The sequence below is a fragment of the [Clostridium] scindens ATCC 35704 genome, assembly GCF_004295125.1.
Lineage (GTDB): Bacteria > Bacillota > Clostridia > Lachnospirales > Lachnospiraceae > Clostridium_AP > Clostridium_AP scindens.
Genome location: NZ_CP036170.1, coordinates 2,541,290 through 2,560,234, shown reverse-complemented (window position 1 = coordinate 2,560,234; position 18,945 = coordinate 2,541,290). Strand labels below are relative to the sequence as shown.

Here is an 18,945-nt window from a genome sequence, read left to right as displayed (position 1 = left end):
CGTTTTTCAATCCAAAGGTTTATATTCCGTAACTGTTTTCAGATAGGTTATGGGATCTCCGTTCAGTACAAGGTCTGCATATCCTATCGGGTCATTGTAAATCAGATAATCAAGCTCCGACCGCTGATACATATTGTCGGCAACCTCGTTCTCTACGGCAATGGTGTCAATGGCAATCATACTGCCGTCACTGAATTTCAGCTCCACACAAGCCGTATCCATGTTGAACTCACAAGAAAGTAATCGCTTCATCTTGACCTCCTTTAGATCATGCCGAAATGCAGAAGCGCCTCCTTGATTGCTTTTTCCTTATCGGGTGGGCATATAGGCTGTCTTGCATCCTCGGACTTCGGTTTATTGTAGTTTTCTCGCTCGATGATACCGCATTTCTGCTTCACCTGAGCGATATACAAGCTACTGACCTTGAGTCCGGTATGCTCCAGTACATAACCCTTGATTTCTTCATAGGTAGCTTTGCTCTCCGCAGCCGTTAAATCAAGCTCGTCCATCGTGAGTTCCACCTCAATATGATGCTCGACATTGAGTTTGGACAATAAACATACCGTCTCCACGTGGCACGAGCGGATAAGAAGTACGTCAAATACCCTTGTTCGTATGAAGAAACATATCAACATGTTTTTTGCTTTTTCGGTTGTCTACAGAAAAATATCGATTAATAATATCTCTCTATCTGTTTATTACAAAAGTAAAATACAGAAAGTTACAGATTCCTTTTGTAGGTAATTGCAGAATCAACGGATGGGGTAAATGTAGGTTTTGAATTGCCACATCCGTTGATTTTACAGGGGTTTGTGGGTGTAACCCCCAAGGTCTGGCTTGCAACAACCTACATACATAACATTTTGCAACAATCTACATTTTGCCTCTGCCAAAAACATCTCTATCATTCAGCCTAATGTATACTAAACATTTTCAGTAGTTCATCATACATTATCTTCATTTCCTGTGTATCTTCTGAACCAATGCGAAAATATTGTAAAAACACCGTTTCTAGCATAAAAACATTTATTGAAATTTCTTTAGATGAATCGCAAATCGCTTTATCTGGTATATTCAAAAGAAACAACGAAAGAAATCTAAATATATTTTTATCGTTACCTCCTATTCGCAATGCTCCGGGCATATCCTTCATTAAATGGTCTAATCTGTATCTTATTTTTTCACTAACATACACATCATTTCTGTGTACGGTTTCTTCAAATAAACGAATCATCTCCCTACTTGATATTCGTATATCATACTCATCGTCAATTTGCTCACCTAAAGGATGGTTCATTCCTATTTCCTGTTTATGCAATCGATGTAGCCATTTATCACGTTCTTTTTTAGCATTTGCTCCAGAATATATAAGTCTAATTCTCTCTCCGTGCACTCCATTTCTAATTATTTTGTAACATAGCCCTTTTTCCGTAAATTCTATTGACAATATGTATTTTAAATCTGCTAATTTTGTACGCAATTCTTCTTCCGATCTTTGGTTTCCACAAAAATCAAGCGCATATTGAATCACATCCTGCAAACAAATAGCGGGAATGTTTGTCTTTCTCCCCTCTGTATATTGGATATACTGCGATATCTGGCTATAAAGACAACTCGCGATTTTAACTCCTACTAAATAAGCTGTTCTTTTAGAATTTTTATAATTTGATATATTTGAAAACCCCGTAATATTTTCCCTAGCCACATCCAGTTGAAGCCAGTTGGATGGAAAATTAACGATAATATCATTATACGTTCTTTCTCCTTCATAAGAATCATATATATAATTAGATCTTCTGATATTTTTTCCAAAAACGCTGCCCAAAGAAGCTCTTTCTACAGCAATTCCCGAATTAAGTATCATATGCTTATTGTCAGTTTTAAAATCCTTTTTCTTACGAATTAACAAGCCATATTCATATTTATCAATATATTTATTATTAAGTATTTCTTCCGAATAATTAATCATACCTACATCACCATTCTCTAGAAAAGGAATAAAAAACTTGAATTCTTCTAATTCACCTTGTCTTCTAACTGCATGAGCCGGAATATAAATTTGTTTTTCCTCCCCATTTTCATTTAAACACCGAATATTAATAGCATATTTTATATCTTGCATAACCTTTCGTATATAATCAACTACGCTTTTATCATCGATAGTTGTATCTAAGTAGAGTTTTAATTCTGTACCAATATTAGCTTCTTTATCCAATTCAATAAAAAAACAGCCATCGTAATTAGGAATATGTAATTTGAGACCTTCGGAATTATCTATGTAGTATTTTGTCTTTACATCAATTTCTTGACAAACCATAAAAGAAGACAAAAATCCAATACCAAAATTGCTAATTGGTTTATAACTAATGTTTAAATCTTCATATTCTTCACCGGAATAAAAGCTACGTCCAATGCTTGTAAAGTATCTTTCAATCTTGTACCTATCCATTCCAGTGCCTCTGTCCACAATTTTAAAATATCTTTTTCCGTTTTCATCAACTTTTATTTCTATTAATATTTCTTTAGAAAACATTCTCTCATCTTTTGCTTCCCGTACAGATATGGCATCAATAGAATTTTGAATTAATTCTCTCGCAAATACAACTTTAGAAGAATAAATATTATCTCCCGTTAATAATGGTATCAACGTTGGAATATATGCTTCAAAATTATAGTTATCTAACGTATTTTTCATTCTGTCCTTATCGATTCTCGGTAATAAATAATATAATTTTAATCCTATAATTTTAAAATAATCCTCAAATTTATTTATTAATAGATCAAATTCCTTTATAAACAGAACTGCCATTTTATGTGCAGTAGCCTCATTACATAATAAATCAATATATGCGCTTCTCCTATCAGCATCTGACTTCACAACAATACGTGGTGCCGGAACATTTTCATGAAATTTATTTTCCTCAATTTTTATATTAACTTTATACTTAATACTCTCTTTGAAATCATCTGCATATTTAGTTAAAACCAAATATAAATCCGTAAAAAACATTCCAAGCATAGTAAACGCTAAGTAAATTTGTGATTTTTTGTTATCACAATTATTCAATAATTTATCACAATATGATGCTGCTTCTTTAAGTTTTTTAAACATAAACATTTCATGATAGTCGTTCTTTGAAATCATAAAATCTGTTTGTCCCAAGCTCATATCATAAAAAGTATTCCATGTTTCTGATGCCGACTCAAAATAGGAATTCTCTTTACCGACAATTTTCATATAACAAATAGCCCTATAATTAATAGCGTAAAGAAGAAATAAAATATTGTTATAATCTCTATCAAGATATTTATATACTTCCGTAAAGCCAGTTATTGCTTCACTAACCCACGATATAATTTTGCTGCAACTATCATAAGACCTAAATGCTTTTTCAGCGGTCTCTTCATATAATTCAAATTTCTCAGGATTTAGCGTTTTTAGAATTTCTAGTAGTTTTACAACTCTACCGCTTAATTTTTGTGGAGGTACCTGTTTCTTTATTATAGGTTCCAAGTTCTCGCCATTGTAAACAAATTTATTATGCTTTAATTTAATATCATCTTTCTTCTCATATAAATCCAATACACCAAAAGTATGTTCTTCTTTCCTATCTGTACCTACCGATCCACCCGCAAATACATCAATAATATTGTCAGCAGATTCATAATAATCATCCATAATAAAAGGACGCTCTAAAGCAAAATGTTTATGCCCATGCAAAACAATACTCACATTCATATATCGCAGATGCTGTATAACTTCTGCATAATTCCGTATTAAACTACTATCTCCAAATTGATGAGCAACTTCGGGGAATAAATAAAAGTGATGATGAAACAAAGCTACAACAATATAATCATCTAATTTTTTAATTTTACGCTCAATAGGAGTAATTTGAGATAGTGGTATATACCCATAATCATCATATTCACTTGCAATTTCAGACCTCATAACTTCAACCACTTTAGTTTTATCTATTCCACACTTCTCTAGCTCACTCTCTTTAATATATTTTTCAAACTTACTAATATATTTATTGTCAAATAAATTTCTTTTCTCAATTTCGCATGAATTAAAACCTACAAAAGCTATTTTATGCTCTTTATATTCCTTAAACAGGGAATAGTTCTTCTCAAAATAATAAGAGGGAATACCCCCATAAAATTTCTTCAAAAAATCTTGATACTTACTCCATCTTTTTTGAAGATCATCCACTCTTATCAGGTCGTGATTCCCAGGAACAAATATAACATCTTCTTTTTTAATTTGACTTTTCTCTTGATTACTATTTATTTCAATGAGTAAAGTCTCGAAAAAGTCTACAGCAGTATTAATTAATGAATCCGTTACTGCGACCTGCCCATCAAAAATATCTCCAGTTACTATAATACAGTTAATGGCACTTAATCCGTTATAATCAATATCAGACGCTATTTTACATGCAATACTATCGGGTTCTTTATAGGTCTTTCCAATATGAATATCTGATAAATGTAGTATTCTAAACATACCTTTTCTCCTTACGTTCATTTTTTATGGTTATTAGATTATAAAACAACTTAATAATTCTTCTAAGTCTTCTATTGAATTTGGACATTCATAATACACACTACCCTTCTATAGTATTTGGAAATAGACCTACATTTTTGATTTTATTCCAGTTTAGGTCCATAATTAATAAAATCAATAATTCTAAATGCTTTACGTACTGCCGTATACGCCGAAGAAAAATTTGTTTCTGAAATTACTGCATATAAACCACGCGCATCTTCCAACTCTGTCGCACACTCACATAAAGTTCTGGCCCAATATTTCTGGCTTTCCTCTGTTTGAAAACTATATACATTCTCCACAAGTTTTATAAGTAAATCTCCAACATGTAGTTCTTCCTCCATAAGTTTTTGCAAATCATCCTGTGCTTCTTGGCATAATTCTTTTTCTTTACCTATATATTTTTTAGATAAATCAATTAATTTCTTTTTCTTTTCGCCTGATTTCTCATATTCAGAAAGTAATACTGAAATCTGCTTATCATTTTTGGAAAGCGGAATTTCTTTTCTCATTTTTTCTATGTATGGTTTAAATTCCTTAATGCCATTTTTCAATGTCTTTCCAGCATATTTTGCAGCTCTATTAATATAACTCTCTAACTGCCCAAGATCGGCTGTCTTTCGTACAAAATACCAGTACGGACCTAATGTACCGGAATATGACAAACTTGATGCCACTAAAGGCCATGTTTCCGTAGCAGAAAGTTGTTCATCTTCTTGTTGTGTTATACCAATTACATGATATGGAAATGCAAACATTTCATATACTGATTCAATAGGTGGCGCATCAAATTGTTTTTGATCTAAACGTCCATTTGCCGTACCAATATCAGCATATAAACGATCCTTAATGTCTCGAAAAGACTTTTTTAAATATTGCGGTTCTATTGGTAACGCATGTATATTCCCTTTCTGAATAGTAACTGGTATGCTCTCCTTGCCTTTTGACACTTTAATCAATGACCCATATCTTGATTTTTCTAATGTATCTAACAGAAAAGAAATATCATTTTCTTGTGGAGCGACTAATGCTCGCTCAAATGCCGGAAACCACTCAGGTTCATCATCTGGCAATTCTGGAATAACAAGATATACAGAAGCCAATGAACTAACTTTTTCTAAAGTAGTGTTTGATTGTGCAACTTTTTGAATCAACTCATCAACAATTAAATCATAACTTTTTGTTATAGTAATAGGTTTGGGCAATGTGTCTATATATGACTTTATTCTAGAAGATGTACCTAATAGACTGATAAACGCAATTACATCATTAACACAAGCTATAGATACATCCATTGATGGTCCACGGCCAGCGTGTAACCCCCCTGCCCTTAACTTTGTTAAAAGTTTTAATTTCGATGCCATTTCTAACAGTTTAGCAATATGCATTGAAGGTTCTTCAATACCCTGTGTTAAAAACATCATTTTAGGGACTTGCGATCCAACAAGCTTCTTGAAATCATCCACAATATGAGACCCCGTCTTATAAAAACCTGTAGGAAATTTCAATGCGTCCTCCCCCTGTGCCTGAACGATAACTGCACTCATCGAAAGTTCTGCTGCCACACCTGCAAGTCCAATAGCAATAGCATTTTCAGCAGCCTCTTCTCTAAAATCATATCTTCTAGGCATCCCCAAAGCAGCAACCGCCATGCTAATCGCCGATACACTTGCTTCAATAAACCGAATAGCATCTCGCTTCAAATACATTGGCATAATATAACTCTTCCTTCCTTTGCGATATTCTTTATACTCTCTCGTATTTTCTTTACAAAGAATTCTCTGTGATCAGACGGTCTTTAATTTCTATAATCTTCGCTTCGTCAAAATCATAATTAAAAATAGAAGCAATAATAATCTGATGATCTGCAAAATCCCTTTTCAAAATATCCATCATCAGCTTAATATTAGCTTGGTCAACCTCTTTTCCACTGGGCGAATCAAGAATAATTGGCAGTTTGATTTTAAGGGTGTCCTCAATTACAGTAATGTATGCAAGCCTAAATGCAAAAGCCGTTTTATGCAAAACTGCCCCTGAAAGTTCTTTTAGGTTTGATGTAAAAAGATACGATGCAGGTATTGTCTCTTTATTACCCAGACCAAGCTCCTCTGCATATTTAATTACATTCTTAGATATGGCCGAAACAACACTATTATTATTCCGAGTTATATTATTGATTTCTGTTCTAATTGATTTAATTTCTTTGTTTAGTCGTTTTATTTCCTGATCAATCGCAACCGGATTCATTGGCATTCTCGCTATTCTCTTATCAAATATTTCTAACTGGCTGGCAGATTTATAAAATTCCAGTTGTTCATATTCCTTATCTTTATCCTTTTCAATTCTATCAAGTAATCCAGAAACCGTGGCAAATTCTTTAGATACCATTTTTCTCTTTGCAATCAGCAAATCTATTGCATCGTTTAAGCCGACAATATTATTTTCAGTTACTGGAAAAGTTGACCCATCGGGAGCCTGAACAAGCAATTTCATATCAGCAACAAACTTTTTAAACCTTCTATTATCCGATAAGGTATTATCAATTCTACGAAGTTCGGATTTTAATCTCTTTTTGCGCAGAAGGAGCTGATTAACAGTAACATCCGATTCTTCTTCATAACTATCTGTTACTAGCTCTCCTGCCTCTTGATCCAAAGTTTCCCTATACTGTGCAACACTAAACATTTGCTTATACTTCGTCATCTCTCTTGATAGCTGTGCTTCTTTACGGATTAATTCAGAACAATCACAATCTGATAATCCACGAATCAATTCTTCAATCTTAAAATGAATGCTTCCAATTACAATCCCCCGGTTCAGCAATGTCCATCCTTTTTCTTGATCTACATAAAAAGCCCCTAATAAATTTCCTAAAATGTCCACATTCTCTGTTCCAAAAATAATTGTATGCAAATCATTTTGCTGTTCTGGAAGTACGAACGTTCTTTTTTGATCCTTTACTGTAGCTTCAATCGCAATATCACCATGACGTAGTAATAAAATCTGCCCTACTGTCTCACATTCTATCACTAGTTCCACCTCACAGCGGTCAAACTTAATTTTCCGTGTATTAGGAATGTTGTAACCAAGCGCGTATAACATAAAACGCAGAAGGGTAGTTTTTCCACAACTATTTTTTTCACTGTGAATCAAATTAACACCTTCCGAGAATATAATCGCACGTTCAAAAAAGCCTTCTTTGAGACGAATTGATTTGAAAATCACAGTTTTACCCCCTTCTTAATGTTTTGAATAACAATTCTATTGCGAACTATCCTATATAAAATAATCTGTATTAAACCTTTTTGTATTTCTTCATCCATACCATCTAGTTCAAACTCCAAAAGATAATCTCTCCATTTATTCATCACAAAATCCAAACACTTTTCCGATGGTTTCTTTGTTGTTTGATATGTATTATAATCACAAAGTACCTTTATGAAAAACTCACAGCGTTCACAACAAGATTCTATAGTCTCCCTATATTGACGGACAATTTCATCATACGCACTGGAATCAAATATATCAGCGAAAGAATTGTCACAATAACCAACATCAGTAGCAACGACCATAATCGGCCATATTAGATCTTTTTTCTTCAATTGAATAGCAGCATCCTTTTTGGTTCCATTTTCAAATACTTCCTCATGCCAAATACTTAACAGTTTCTTCCCCAAACCGGGAATATTCAAATTCAAATCACCAATAAAATCATCTACTACTCGTTTAACCACTTTATATCTTTCTATATCATTATCTGTTTCAAAAGGTAATATTTGAATCATAAATTTATCAGTATCTAATGGCTGATTTATATTATCCAAATAACGTCTAATCAACTCCTGTGAAGACTCAGGTAAAGACAAAAACTCACGGTGAGCATCTCCCCAAAATATACTTCTAGAGGCTTCTTCATTCAAAGGATTGGGCGAATTAGTAATTAATATCAATCGCTGTGCATCAACTTTCTGATTTCCCTCTGATAAAGAAATAAGAGATTTCTCCAAATTTTTTCGGACATTTCGGAAATCTGAACTACTTCGCTCCACTGCTTTAGCTTGTGCCAAAATGTATTGATTATTTTCTAACTCTATTTCGATATCTTCATAGTTGCCCTCTAAGCGTAAAGATTTCAAATCCTCAATATTTTCAATCATAAGTACAATTGCTGCATTTACCTGAAAATCAAATCCAAACACAACAGCATTTGCCCGCCTACTTTTTGCCACAGCTTTTTCCTCCTCCGCGCCTTATCTCACCGTAAAAAAGATATATCATTCAAAATAAACCTACTTTTTCTCCATCCGGCAACATAAAACTCTGCTCAAACGTAATTCCCAACGCATCCGCAATCTCCATCATTTCTTCTGCTTTAACAGTCCCTCGTTGCAACTTCTTATTAAAATTCTGCGGCGACTGCCCAATCCTACGAGCAAGCTCTGAGATGCTGATATTCATTTTTTCACAAAGTTCCCGAATCATATCAGATGTTGTCATTTTCACTCCTCCAGACATTTCCATTATAAACCACATGGTTGCTAAATACAATCCACTATCCCTCGATATACGCACTAATTTTCCCACGAAAAAAGGCATCCCACAAGCTCATCTGAACCTGCAGGATGCCTCCATGCCATACCTATCTATCCACTTCTATCTCCACACCAGACTTAAATTTCACTGCTATCTTCTCATCAAAAACGGTTACCTTTTCCACCAGCCGCCTAACCAGCTGTTCATCATACTCTATCGGTATATCTTTCTGTTCCTCCAGAAATGCTTTCATCTCTTCGATATGCTTTTTCTGCCCGTCACGCTCTGCATCCTGTGCCAGCACCTTCTGCCTCTGCTCCCGGAGGCTGTGGATTTCATCAGCTACAGCGTTGTAATCTTTCTTTCCATTTGCCAATTTCAGTAGTTTCTGCTGTTGTTCCACCAGCCTGCGGTCAATCTCTGCAATCTTCCCGCTGCTGTTATTCTCAAGCACCTGAAAGATATTCGCCTGCAGGATGGGCAGGAAAGTATCTCTGCCGCCTAACAGGTCATTGATTGCCCTTGCCACCGCTTCCTGTAACTCTGACTCCTGGATCGTCGGTGCGTCACATTCTTCCGGTCCGTATTCCACACGGGTACAGCACCGCCACACGGTGGAATGTTTTCCCCGGTTATTCCATGCGATCCGCCGGTAAATCTCGCCGCACTTGGAGCAGTAAACAATGCTGGATAAGGCATACTTGCTGCTGTAAACCCTCTTTTTCCGGTTGGCTCCGCTGTGGAGGTTTGCCCGCCGGATCATCTCCTCCTGCACCTGCATATAAAGGTCACGTGGAATAATGGGCTCATGGCTGTTTTCCACATAATACTGTGGAACAATCCCCTTGTTCTGCACCCGCTTTTTATTGAGGAAATCAACAGTATATGTCTTCTGCAAAAGGGCGTCTCCGATGTACTTTTCATTCTGCAGGATCTTCTTCAGTGTTTCCGGACGCCATTTCGTTTTCCCTGCCCCGGTAAGAATGCTATCCGCTTCCAAGCCACGCCCAATCTGGAGCAGGCTTGCCCCTTCCAGGTATTCCCGGTAAATCCGCTTTACCACTTTCGCCTCCGCAGGCTCTATGATCAGGTTTCCTTCCTCATCCTTTGTGTAGCCCAGGAAACGGCTGTGATTGACCCGGACTTCTCCGTTCTGGAAACGGTACTGCAGGCCGAGTTTGATGTTCTGGCTCAAAGACTGGCTTTCCTGCTGTGCCAGGCTTGCCATAATGGTAAGCAGCACCTCACCCTTGGAATCCATGGTATTGATATTCTCTTTTTCAAAGAAAACCGGAATGTTCTTTTCCTTCAGTTCCCGGATATATTTCAGGCAATCCAGAGTATTTCTGGCAAACCGGCTGATGGACTTGGTAATGATCATATCAATGTTCCCGTCCATGCAGTCCTGGATCATGCGGTTAAATTCCTCCCGCTTTTTCGTATTCGTTCCGGTGATCCCGTCATCGGCATAAATCCCCGCCAGCTCCCATTCCGGATTCTTCTGGATAAATTGCGTATAATGCGCCACCTGCACTTCGTAGCTGGATGCCTGCTCCTCACTGTCCGTGGAAACCCGGCAGTAAGCAGCGACTCTCAGCTTTGGTCTCTGTTCCGCTGCGGCTGTGTTACCCACACGCTTTCTGGCTGGGATCACAGTAATATTCCTACTCAGTTCCACCCATATCCACCTCACTCTCAATCAAACTATATGCATACGCCGCCTGTTCAAAGGGATCGTCAGAAGCTTTTTTCACTGCAGGCATGGTAAAGTTAGTAGGAAAGAGGATGTCCTTCTTTCCTTCCAGTTCCCAAACCCGCCCCAGTGCTTTTGCCCGGTCCATGCGTATTTCTTCTGCCTTATCGAAGGTTTCTTTGTCGATAATGGCAGGATAGTAATCATCTCCAAGATACTTCTTATTCCGGAGCATCCTGCCAGCACTTCCGTGGTACAGCTTTAATCCGACCTTCTCGGCGGCAGGCACAAGGGCCATGCCGGAAATATAGTTCTGAAAAAAATCCCGAACCGTGGCAGCCTGTTCTTCATCGATGACCGCCCGGCCGTTTTCAATCCGGTATCCATATGGAATGTGTCTCATGGTTCCACCAGCCTTTCTTTCAGGGACAGTCCGCATTTCAATTCAAAAACCACTTCTTTTCTGGACAGCACGGTAATCCATTCCGCAAAGGAAAGAAAGGTCTCATCATCAAATTCCGTCATCATGGTTCCTTTGGATGTAAACCGGAGCAGCCGCTGCAATTCTTCTATCTTGGCCATATCTCCATTGACGGAGCGCATCAGCCCATCCTTTTCCTGCCGCAGGGTTTCTGCTTCCGCTGCAAGTTCATTACTTTCCTTATTAAAAAGAGCAGGTTCCAGATAGCCGCTTGCCATCAGGTTCGTCAGCACCTGTTTCTGCTCCTTGTTTTTCTCGATGGCCGTTTCCAGTTCCTCAATCTTTAGCAGCCGGGATTGATCATTCAGGCCCCGCAAGCTCTGCAAAAGAGGGAGCAACACCATTTGATGTCCAAAGACCAGCTTGTTCATCATGGTAACAAAAGCCAGTTTCAGGGCATCATCCGTGATGTATTTTTGCGAACAGCTTTCCTTGTCTTTCAGATGATTGGCACAAGCCCAGGCTACATATTGACCACTGGGTTTATAATGCATCCGTCTCTTATATTTGCCGCCGCATTCTCCACAGCAGATCCTGCCGGAAAAGCCGTACCTGTTCTGGTATCTCCCGGTATCATAGCCATTTCCTTTTTCACGCCCCCGCTGCTTCAAAACCGCATTGGCCAGTTCAAACTCTTCCTTGCTAATGATTGCTTCATGGTGGTCCTGCATCAGGTACTGGTCAAGCTCTCCCCGGTTTTGGTGTCGGTTAAAGCTGCTGTCCGTATAGGTTTTCTGGAACAGGACGTCACCCGTATACTTTTCATTCCCGATGATGGCATTGATGGTACCCGGTGTCCAATGTCCGCCCTTCTTGGTAGCAACGCCACGCTCATTTAATTCATCCGCAATCTCGTGGGTACTTTTCCCCGCAAGCGTGTCCGCAAAGATCTGTTTCACGATCTCCGCCTGCTCCGGCACGATCACCATCTCCCCGTCCACATTGTCATAACCATATGGGGGATAGGAAATGATGAAGGTTCCATTCTGAAAGCGTCGCTTGATACCCCACTTCTCATTTTCAGAAATGGACACCGACTCGCTTTCTGCCAGACTGCTTAAAATGGAAAGCATTAATTCACTCTCCATGGAGCCCGTGTTTAGATTTTCTTTTTCAAAATAGATGTAGATATTTAAGTCCAGCAGCTTCCGCACCAGTTCCAGGCAGTCCGTGGTATTTCTGGCAAAACGGCTGATGGATTTGGTAATGACGAAGTCAATCGTTCCTCTCTCGCAGGCGGCAACCATCGCCAGCAGCCCGTCCCGCTTTTCTTTTTTCGTACCGGAAATGCCTTCGTCATAGTAAAGTCCGGCAAACTCCCACTCATCATTGGATTTGATATAATTCTCATAGTGGGCCTTCTGCGCTGCCAGACTAACAAGCTGTTCATCTCTGGCTGTAGATACCCGGCAGTAGGCCGCCACTCTAAGTTTTCTCTTTTCGAGGAGCATATTCTCTTCAATCTTTGTGATCCGTTTCATCCTCTCACCTCTCTTTCGGTACGGACATATTCGCTCTGACGCCTGCAAATAGCAAGTCATTCAGGGCATAATCCGAGCCAGATAGGGAGAGAAAGACTGGCGGTTTTTCACCGTAATTTTGTTCAATTCACCCTCAGAAATCAGTTCCGCCTCCCGCAGCTTTTCCAGCAGTTTTTGCGCCATGTAATAGTCAAATTCCCTTTGCAGTTCCTCGTCTGTGAAAGGTTTCCGTCCAACCCTCTGATTTTGAAAATCAGCCGTCACTTTTGTCACCTGCATGATATTCCTCCAATCCGAAGGATAACCTCCTTCAGAATACGGAGATTTCTACAGCGTTTTGAGGGGGTATCGCAGGCAAAAAAATAAAGCCCGCAGGCCATGCATCTATCGCACAGCCCACGGGCATCCTGTTCTTTCCGTTTTATTTAAAGTCGTTTACAGTAATCCAGGGAAATCCAACCAGCGCCGCTCTTGAGTTTTCCCCAGCCATTGGTCGATCCGGTGCCGGATTTCACCTCGGTAATAGTGAACACACCTTTTCCCGTATATTTCCCCGTCTTGCCATAGTTCGTACCAGGACCTTTGCGGATATTCAGATCTGTTACTGTTACCTGAACTAAGAATGAACCGGTTGAACTTTCAGCGCCCGACTGCTTTCCGGTATAAACCACCTTGCCGCTTTCATCGAATACAGAATAGCCAGCATTGGAGTCAGCGCATTTCTTGGCATTATCCAGATTGTTGAAAGCCCCCTTTTGGCTCTTGGCATCCGACCAGTTTTTGCGGACACGGTATAAGACCGAGCCTGCCGATCCGGAAGACGAGCCTCCCAGTGCTGCCGTTACCTTGGAGGCCAGATCCCCAAGCCGGGAATACAGCCAGTCCCCCGGACAGGATTTGTTCGCAAACCAGCGATGGACGGTGAGTACCATCTCATCAGACTTCGGCGAGTAATTCAGCGTCTTATTCTTATCCCCCAGCCAGAGAAGTTTCTTTTTCCCATTCCGTTTGCAGATATCCGTACACAGTTTCACGAGGGAATTGTAAACGGCGTTGGTCATTGCATAGGGATGATTCAAATCGCTGGCGCACTCAATGGTGACTGCCCTCTGGTCATTGGCGCTACTGGAAGAACACCAGGAGCGGTTCTTCTCCTCCACGCAAAGTGCGATCTTTCCGTCTTTCCCGATGCCATAATTGCAGCTGGCCTCTCTGGACGGGCTGGTAAAGCATCCGCAGATGCTCTCCGCCGTCAGCTGGCCGACCACACAGTGGGGCGTAATCCGGTCAATGGAATGCGTCCTCTGCCCAGAGTGGTTGGGGCTGAGTTTTGTGTAAGATACAAGTGAACTGTTTGTGTAAGCCATTATTCATTACCTTCCTTTCCGTTTTCTGCTCTGTCATGGAGCTGCTCTAATACCGTTTTGATCTTTTCCGGGATTGGCAGTCCCAGATGTCCTGCATTCTCCAGCAGGCTCACGCCTTCATTGGAGATGTAGAAAAAGATCACCGCTGTCCGTAATACCGCCCCAGTTCCGATCACCTGCACATCGATGATGTTTGCAATCCCGACAAGCAGGAAGATCAGCACTTTTCGGAAGATCCCTTTGAAGCCGACCGCGCTGGATAACTCCCGGTTGATGATGGCGCACATCACACCCGTGATGTAGTCGATCACCACGAAGGCGATCAGGGCATAAAGCAAGCCATCACAGCCGCCAAGGAAATACCCCAGCCAGCCGCCCACAGCGGAAAAGATGAGTTGGATGGTGTTCCAGAATTCTTTCATGGTGTGTTCCTCCTTTGAAATTTGGATATGAAAAAAGCGGCTTCCCCGAAGAGTAGTCGCTGATTTCCAGAAAATATAAAGTTATGCTGTCCGCTTCCACATATAGCAGACGATATAGGGCTGCAGGTTGGTGTGAGAGCCGCCACCTCCCGTATTTGCGTTCTTCCCTTTTGGAGTCAGTGAGTGAGTATGCGCCCCGGCACTACTGGTCGGGGAAGTAGCCTGTGCCCCAGAAGTTCCTGCACTATGCACTGTGTATCGGCTGCTGCCTGCACCTCCATCCGTATCACGACCAATATTGTGCGTATGACCGCCTGCACTGTTGGTCGTGGTAGAACTTCCGGTAAACGTATGTGTATGGCTTGGCATCTGGCTGGCAGTCAGTGTGACGGCCGATGCTCCGCCTGTTTTCTCCACCGTATTAAAGTTGCTATCCGATGTGTTAATTCCTACCGGCACCCTGCCGCTGCCCCACGCCACCCAAGTGCCTCCAAAATAAGTAGCGGGATTGGTAGAAGTGACACTCATATAGATGCTGCCTACCGGATAAATCGTTTTTGCAAATTGCTGGATATATTCTTTCAGGAGCATCCCATAGACTTTTACATCCCAGTTCTCGGCCACTTCAAAGGTATTATCACTTTCCGATACCTTTCCAATCGCCACACCTTTGCCGCCGTTTTTAAAGTCCATGACCACAGCCGCCGTGGAGACAATCTCCTGCACAGAAATGGTGCTGAAGGCATCTTCCAGTATGTACCGCACATCATAGGAAGTCTCCGTAGAGATCTGCCCTTTTCCGTAAGTGAAAGCCGTATTGGACGCAAAGGTTACCCCGGCATCCGTCCACTGCTCCGCAGACACCTGCTTGTACTGAGCAGAAGTTTTGAGGGTGTTCTTTCCGCCACAGGTAGAATATCCAAAGGACACCAGCGCATGGATATATGTCCCGTCATCATCCAGCGTCCCGTTGCTTAAGCACCGCTGGGACAGGGAGGAATTGAAATATGGCGGGGAATAGGCGGTCACCGTGATGGAAACGGAAGCCTCCGCCGATACCCGTCCTCTGGAATCCGTTACCGTGGCCTTAAAAGTAATCGTCCCGGAATTGTTGAGGAAACCTGTGGTCAGCGTAGATGCCGAGCCACTGTATCCGCCGCCCGTAATGGAATAGGACTTGATCGTAGAACCATAGCTTCCTGCCGACCCATTGATCGTCAGCTTGGCCTTCGATTTCGTCTGTACATAAATGCCCCACGCACTGGGTACTTCCCCGTCAATCCGGGATGCAGTCAGGCTGGTGATCGTGGGCTTCACACTGGCTGGGACACTTAAACTGAGCGTACAGGTTTTGGAGCCGATATTCGTATTCCCGTTGTAGGTGGTGCAGGTGATCGTGCAGGTACCGCTGGTGGCATTCGGGATCTGGCTGGCCAGAGACAAGGCTGGCGTCCACGATACAGAAGTTGCCGTTGTCTTGGTTGCAATTGTCCCGCTGGTATTTCCAAAGGAATACGTCAGCGTATGGGTGAACGAAGAAGAGGCCCTGCTGATCGTAATCGTACCGGCAGACCCTATCGTCATATTCGCAGCAGATACGCTGGAGGCACGGGGTATGCTATCCAGCGTGATATTGGCGCTGGCTGTGATTGTTCCATAGTACGTCCCACTTAAGGTTGCCCGGATCTGGAACACTGCTGAAATCGCTAAGGACTTACTGCCATCGCTGGCATGATTGACCGTCCTTGATACTGTTCCCAGCAAATGTGTCCCCGTGATACTAATCGCTGGGGAGGAAAAAGTCTGAGCCGATCCGTCAATGGTGCAGGTATTGTCGCTTCGCCCACTGATATTCAGACTCCAGTCATTCACCAGATACAGCTTACAGGTAACCGTAGACGTATTGGCAGAGACATTCTTGCTCTGCGACCAGTCCACCCGCAGCTTATAGTGGCCGTCCCGGATGGAACCGGAAAAACTGCCGCTGGATGCCATCGTTCTCACCCCTTCCTTTTCTCAGCATCTTAGACTGGACCTCTCCATTTGATCGAAAGGTTCCCATTGGTTCTCGGTATAAAATCAAACCACCCCCGGCTTTCATTGCCGAGGGATAGCTTGTTGCGGATCTCCGCATTGGTAATCACAAGGCTCTGGTTGGAGATATAGGCGATCTTCTGCCCATTCTCTTTAAAGGCCAGTTCCTCGTTGGATAGTTCTGCTGTGAAGGCGTTCCCGACTTTTCCCAGTTCAATCAAAGCACCTTTAAACCGGATATACTCCTCCAAAAGCAACTGGTTCGTAGAGACATTTTCCTTGATTTCATCCGTAATCGTAGTGAAATCCATCCGGATTTCTGTGCTGCTCTGGGTAATGCTGGTTTCAAAATCCTTCTGGAGCGTCTCCATTTCTGAGCGGGAAATGAATTCCTCCCGGACGGACATATTAATCTGTTCCGAGGTTTTCGTGATCTCGGAGTAGCATTCCCGGATGTTTTCCTCCAAAGAAGCAATGTCATCCTCATAACCGGAGAAATTCTGGAAGGTTGCCTGACAGCTGGTGATAAGCGCCATGCGATCACCTCCGGTCAGTTGGATACATCACACTGCAGTGTCAGGATACTGTCAATATCCGCTGCGGAAAGGTAAATCACCTTCCCGGCCTTATCAAATTCTGCCGCATGGCCATCCTTATCCTGCGCGTACCATGTGTAAGTCAACGACTGTTTCTCTGTCGCAACCGCCCAAGCCGAGCCGGAATATTTCATCAGGGTGACCGTCTGCGCAGAATGATCCACCTGATACCAGAAGTCACCTTCTTTTGGATTAGACGGGGCTGTCTCCGAGATACTGCCGAGCAGTGGATCGACTTCCTTCTGATTGGTACGGACGATCACATAAGGCACCACACCGCCGAGATTGTTCTTGACCGTAAAACCTCCGATGGAAAGCATCTCCGATACATAAGGGTCGGATTTATCTTCCACCGTGATCACATCCTCATAGGTATTGCCCTTATAGGTCAGCGTGCAGCGGTAGGACTGGATATTCACGATATCTGCCCCCGATACAGACAGGGTAGAGGAAGTTTCGTCACTAATATCTTCCCATTCACCGCCCGTGTATTTCGCCCACTGATAGGTAGCTCCTGTCGTAATCTCAGAAGCGCCGTCATAACCAACCGCTGCCAACGCAAGGCTGCCGGACTGGTTAATGACAACAGTACCTTCCGGTGCATACACGGAGAACACAATCGCATTGGCACCGCTGGCTCCGTTGCTGCCCTTGTTGGATTTTGTCCATGCAAACTTCTTCACAACAGATGCCCCGGACATAGTAAAGGTCAGATCTATCGTGCCATTCAGAACGGTTGCACCTCCGAGGGTCGCATTGGCAGCAAAAGTCAATACCACCGATCCGGCCTTGGAAGCGGTCGCTGCAGTATTGCTCTTTACGGTCACGCCAGAAGGCAGCGCCCCTACCGTACAGGTGCAGGCAACCTGTGCAATGCCTAAATATCCCATAAAGGGAATGGTAATCTCAGTTGCCGCTGCTACCAGCCCGCCGGAGGTACAGGCAATATTCTGTGCCTCATTCCCAAGGATGACGGAAAGTCCGCCCGTTCCGGCTGCACCCGGTTCACCCTGGGAGCCGTCATATATCTTCGTGAGGGAAGTCGTATCATAAACATCCGGGTCATCGGTCGCCAGCTTGATCTGGGCCACCCCATTAAAAAAGACAGCATGATCTGGTTTCACTACTAACGTACCGCCGGAAATGCTGGCGTTGTCCGGAGTCGTGGGATAATCCTTCCATGCCCCGGTGCTGTCCTTATACTGCCATGCCGTAATCGTGACTCCCTGCACCTGTGCCGTCAGCGTTGCCTGCTTGGCCCCGACCAGAGAAGAATTGGAATCATACTTAAACACATAGGTGTCCGCAGACAGATAGGCCAGCTTTGCGTTCTGTGCATTACGGATCAGCGTATAAGTGATGTCGGCAGAGATGTTGACGGTATTCTTTGTCTCTGAGTCGTAATAGCTGATATAGCAGAAGTAGGTGAGCATCCCAGAAGTGGCTGCCGCCAACTTGTTGGCATTGACCGTTAGAACGCCTTTAGAGACACTCTCCCCGGAGGTCAGCGCTGCCTCCGCTCCGTTTCCCTCCTTCCGTTTCCACGAAATCGTAAGCCCCGATGCGTCCAGCGCCAGGTTGGTCTGATCGAGGAATACCACCGGAGTAAGGGTCAGGGGTGTGCTGGCCCAGTCCGGCGCATAGGTATGGGGCAGCACGTTGGGATCTTCAATCTGAGACTTTGGCAGATTGGATGTGATATAGGCCGACAGTTTCCTCTGGTCCGTAATATCTACAAAGGTCTGCTGGCTGGAAGTTAATACAGTAGGCATATCGATTTCCTCCT

15 protein-coding genes and 1 pseudogene are annotated in these 18,945 nt (G+C 42.4%); all 16 read right to left on the bottom strand.

Going from position 1 to position 18,945, the window contains the following annotated elements:
- Positions 1 to 6: 6 nt before the first annotated feature.
- Complete coding sequence (locus tag HDCHBGLK_RS13160; RefSeq protein WP_004605741.1) at positions 7 to 252, bottom strand: DUF6061 family protein; 246 nt, start codon at positions 250 to 252, stop codon at positions 7 to 9.
- An 11-nt stretch (positions 253 to 263) separates the two neighbouring features.
- Positions 264 to 575, bottom strand: a pseudogene (locus HDCHBGLK_RS13155) (hypothetical protein); the annotation flags it as partial.
- A gap of 338 nt (positions 576 to 913) precedes the next feature.
- Positions 914 to 4,510, bottom strand: coding sequence for a metallophosphoesterase (locus tag HDCHBGLK_RS13150; RefSeq protein ID WP_130574606.1), 3,597 nt, complete (start codon positions 4,508 to 4,510; stop codon positions 914 to 916).
- Between the two features lie 143 nt (positions 4,511 to 4,653).
- Positions 4,654 to 6,267 (bottom strand): hypothetical protein, encoded by a 1,614-nt coding sequence (locus HDCHBGLK_RS13145; RefSeq protein WP_004605744.1) that lies wholly within the window; start codon positions 6,265 to 6,267, stop codon positions 4,654 to 4,656.
- Positions 6,268 to 6,319: 52 nt separating this feature from the next.
- Positions 6,320 to 7,777 (bottom strand): AAA family ATPase, encoded by a 1,458-nt coding sequence (locus HDCHBGLK_RS13140; RefSeq protein ID WP_004605745.1) that lies wholly within the window; start codon positions 7,775 to 7,777, stop codon positions 6,320 to 6,322.
- A complete protein-coding gene (locus HDCHBGLK_RS13135) occupies positions 7,774 to 8,781 on the bottom strand; it encodes a hypothetical protein (protein ID WP_004605746.1) in 1,008 nt (335 codons plus the stop codon). The genes HDCHBGLK_RS13140 and HDCHBGLK_RS13135 overlap by 4 nt, the downstream gene beginning before the upstream one ends.
- A 49-nt stretch (positions 8,782 to 8,830) precedes the next feature.
- The gene (locus tag HDCHBGLK_RS13130; RefSeq protein ID WP_456300763.1) at positions 8,831 to 9,136 is read right to left on the bottom strand and encodes a helix-turn-helix domain-containing protein; all 306 of its coding nucleotides are present in this window, start codon (positions 9,134 to 9,136) and stop codon (positions 8,831 to 8,833) included.
- Positions 9,137 to 9,191: 55 nt separating this feature from the next.
- Positions 9,192 to 10,763, bottom strand: coding sequence for a recombinase family protein (locus tag HDCHBGLK_RS13125; protein WP_004605748.1), 1,572 nt, complete (start codon positions 10,761 to 10,763; stop codon positions 9,192 to 9,194).
- Positions 10,750 to 11,181 (bottom strand): hypothetical protein, encoded by a 432-nt coding sequence (locus HDCHBGLK_RS13120; protein ID WP_004605749.1) that lies wholly within the window; start codon positions 11,179 to 11,181, stop codon positions 10,750 to 10,752. The genes HDCHBGLK_RS13125 and HDCHBGLK_RS13120 overlap by 14 nt, the downstream gene beginning before the upstream one ends.
- Positions 11,178 to 12,740 (bottom strand): recombinase family protein, encoded by a 1,563-nt coding sequence (locus HDCHBGLK_RS13115; protein ID WP_039909413.1) that lies wholly within the window; start codon positions 12,738 to 12,740, stop codon positions 11,178 to 11,180. Before HDCHBGLK_RS13115 ends, HDCHBGLK_RS13120 begins: the two co-directional genes overlap by 4 nt.
- Positions 12,741 to 12,800: 60 nt before the next feature.
- Complete coding sequence (locus HDCHBGLK_RS13110; RefSeq protein WP_004605751.1) at positions 12,801 to 13,019, bottom strand: SHOCT domain-containing protein; 219 nt, start codon at positions 13,017 to 13,019, stop codon at positions 12,801 to 12,803.
- 146 nt (positions 13,020 to 13,165) lie between these two features.
- Positions 13,166 to 14,107, bottom strand: a complete 942-nt coding sequence (locus HDCHBGLK_RS13105) for an N-acetylmuramoyl-L-alanine amidase (RefSeq protein WP_039909414.1) — start codon at positions 14,105 to 14,107, stop codon at positions 13,166 to 13,168.
- Entirely contained in the window at positions 14,107 to 14,529 is a 423-nt protein-coding gene (locus HDCHBGLK_RS13100) for a phage holin family protein (RefSeq protein WP_004605754.1), read from the bottom strand. Before HDCHBGLK_RS13100 ends, HDCHBGLK_RS13105 begins: the two co-directional genes overlap by 1 nt.
- Before the next feature lie 81 nt (positions 14,530 to 14,610).
- A complete protein-coding gene (locus HDCHBGLK_RS13095) occupies positions 14,611 to 16,524 on the bottom strand; it encodes a DUF859 family phage minor structural protein (protein ID WP_039909415.1) in 1,914 nt (637 codons plus the stop codon).
- Positions 16,525 to 16,553: 29 nt separating this feature from the next.
- Positions 16,554 to 17,099, bottom strand: coding sequence for a hypothetical protein (locus HDCHBGLK_RS13090; protein ID WP_004605757.1), 546 nt, complete (start codon positions 17,097 to 17,099; stop codon positions 16,554 to 16,556).
- 14 nt (positions 17,100 to 17,113) lie between these two features.
- Positions 17,114 to 18,931: a hypothetical protein gene (locus tag HDCHBGLK_RS13085; RefSeq protein ID WP_039909416.1), complete on the bottom strand. Its 1,818-nt coding sequence runs from the start codon at positions 18,929 to 18,931 to the stop codon at positions 17,114 to 17,116.
- Positions 18,932 to 18,945: the final 14 nt, after the last annotated feature.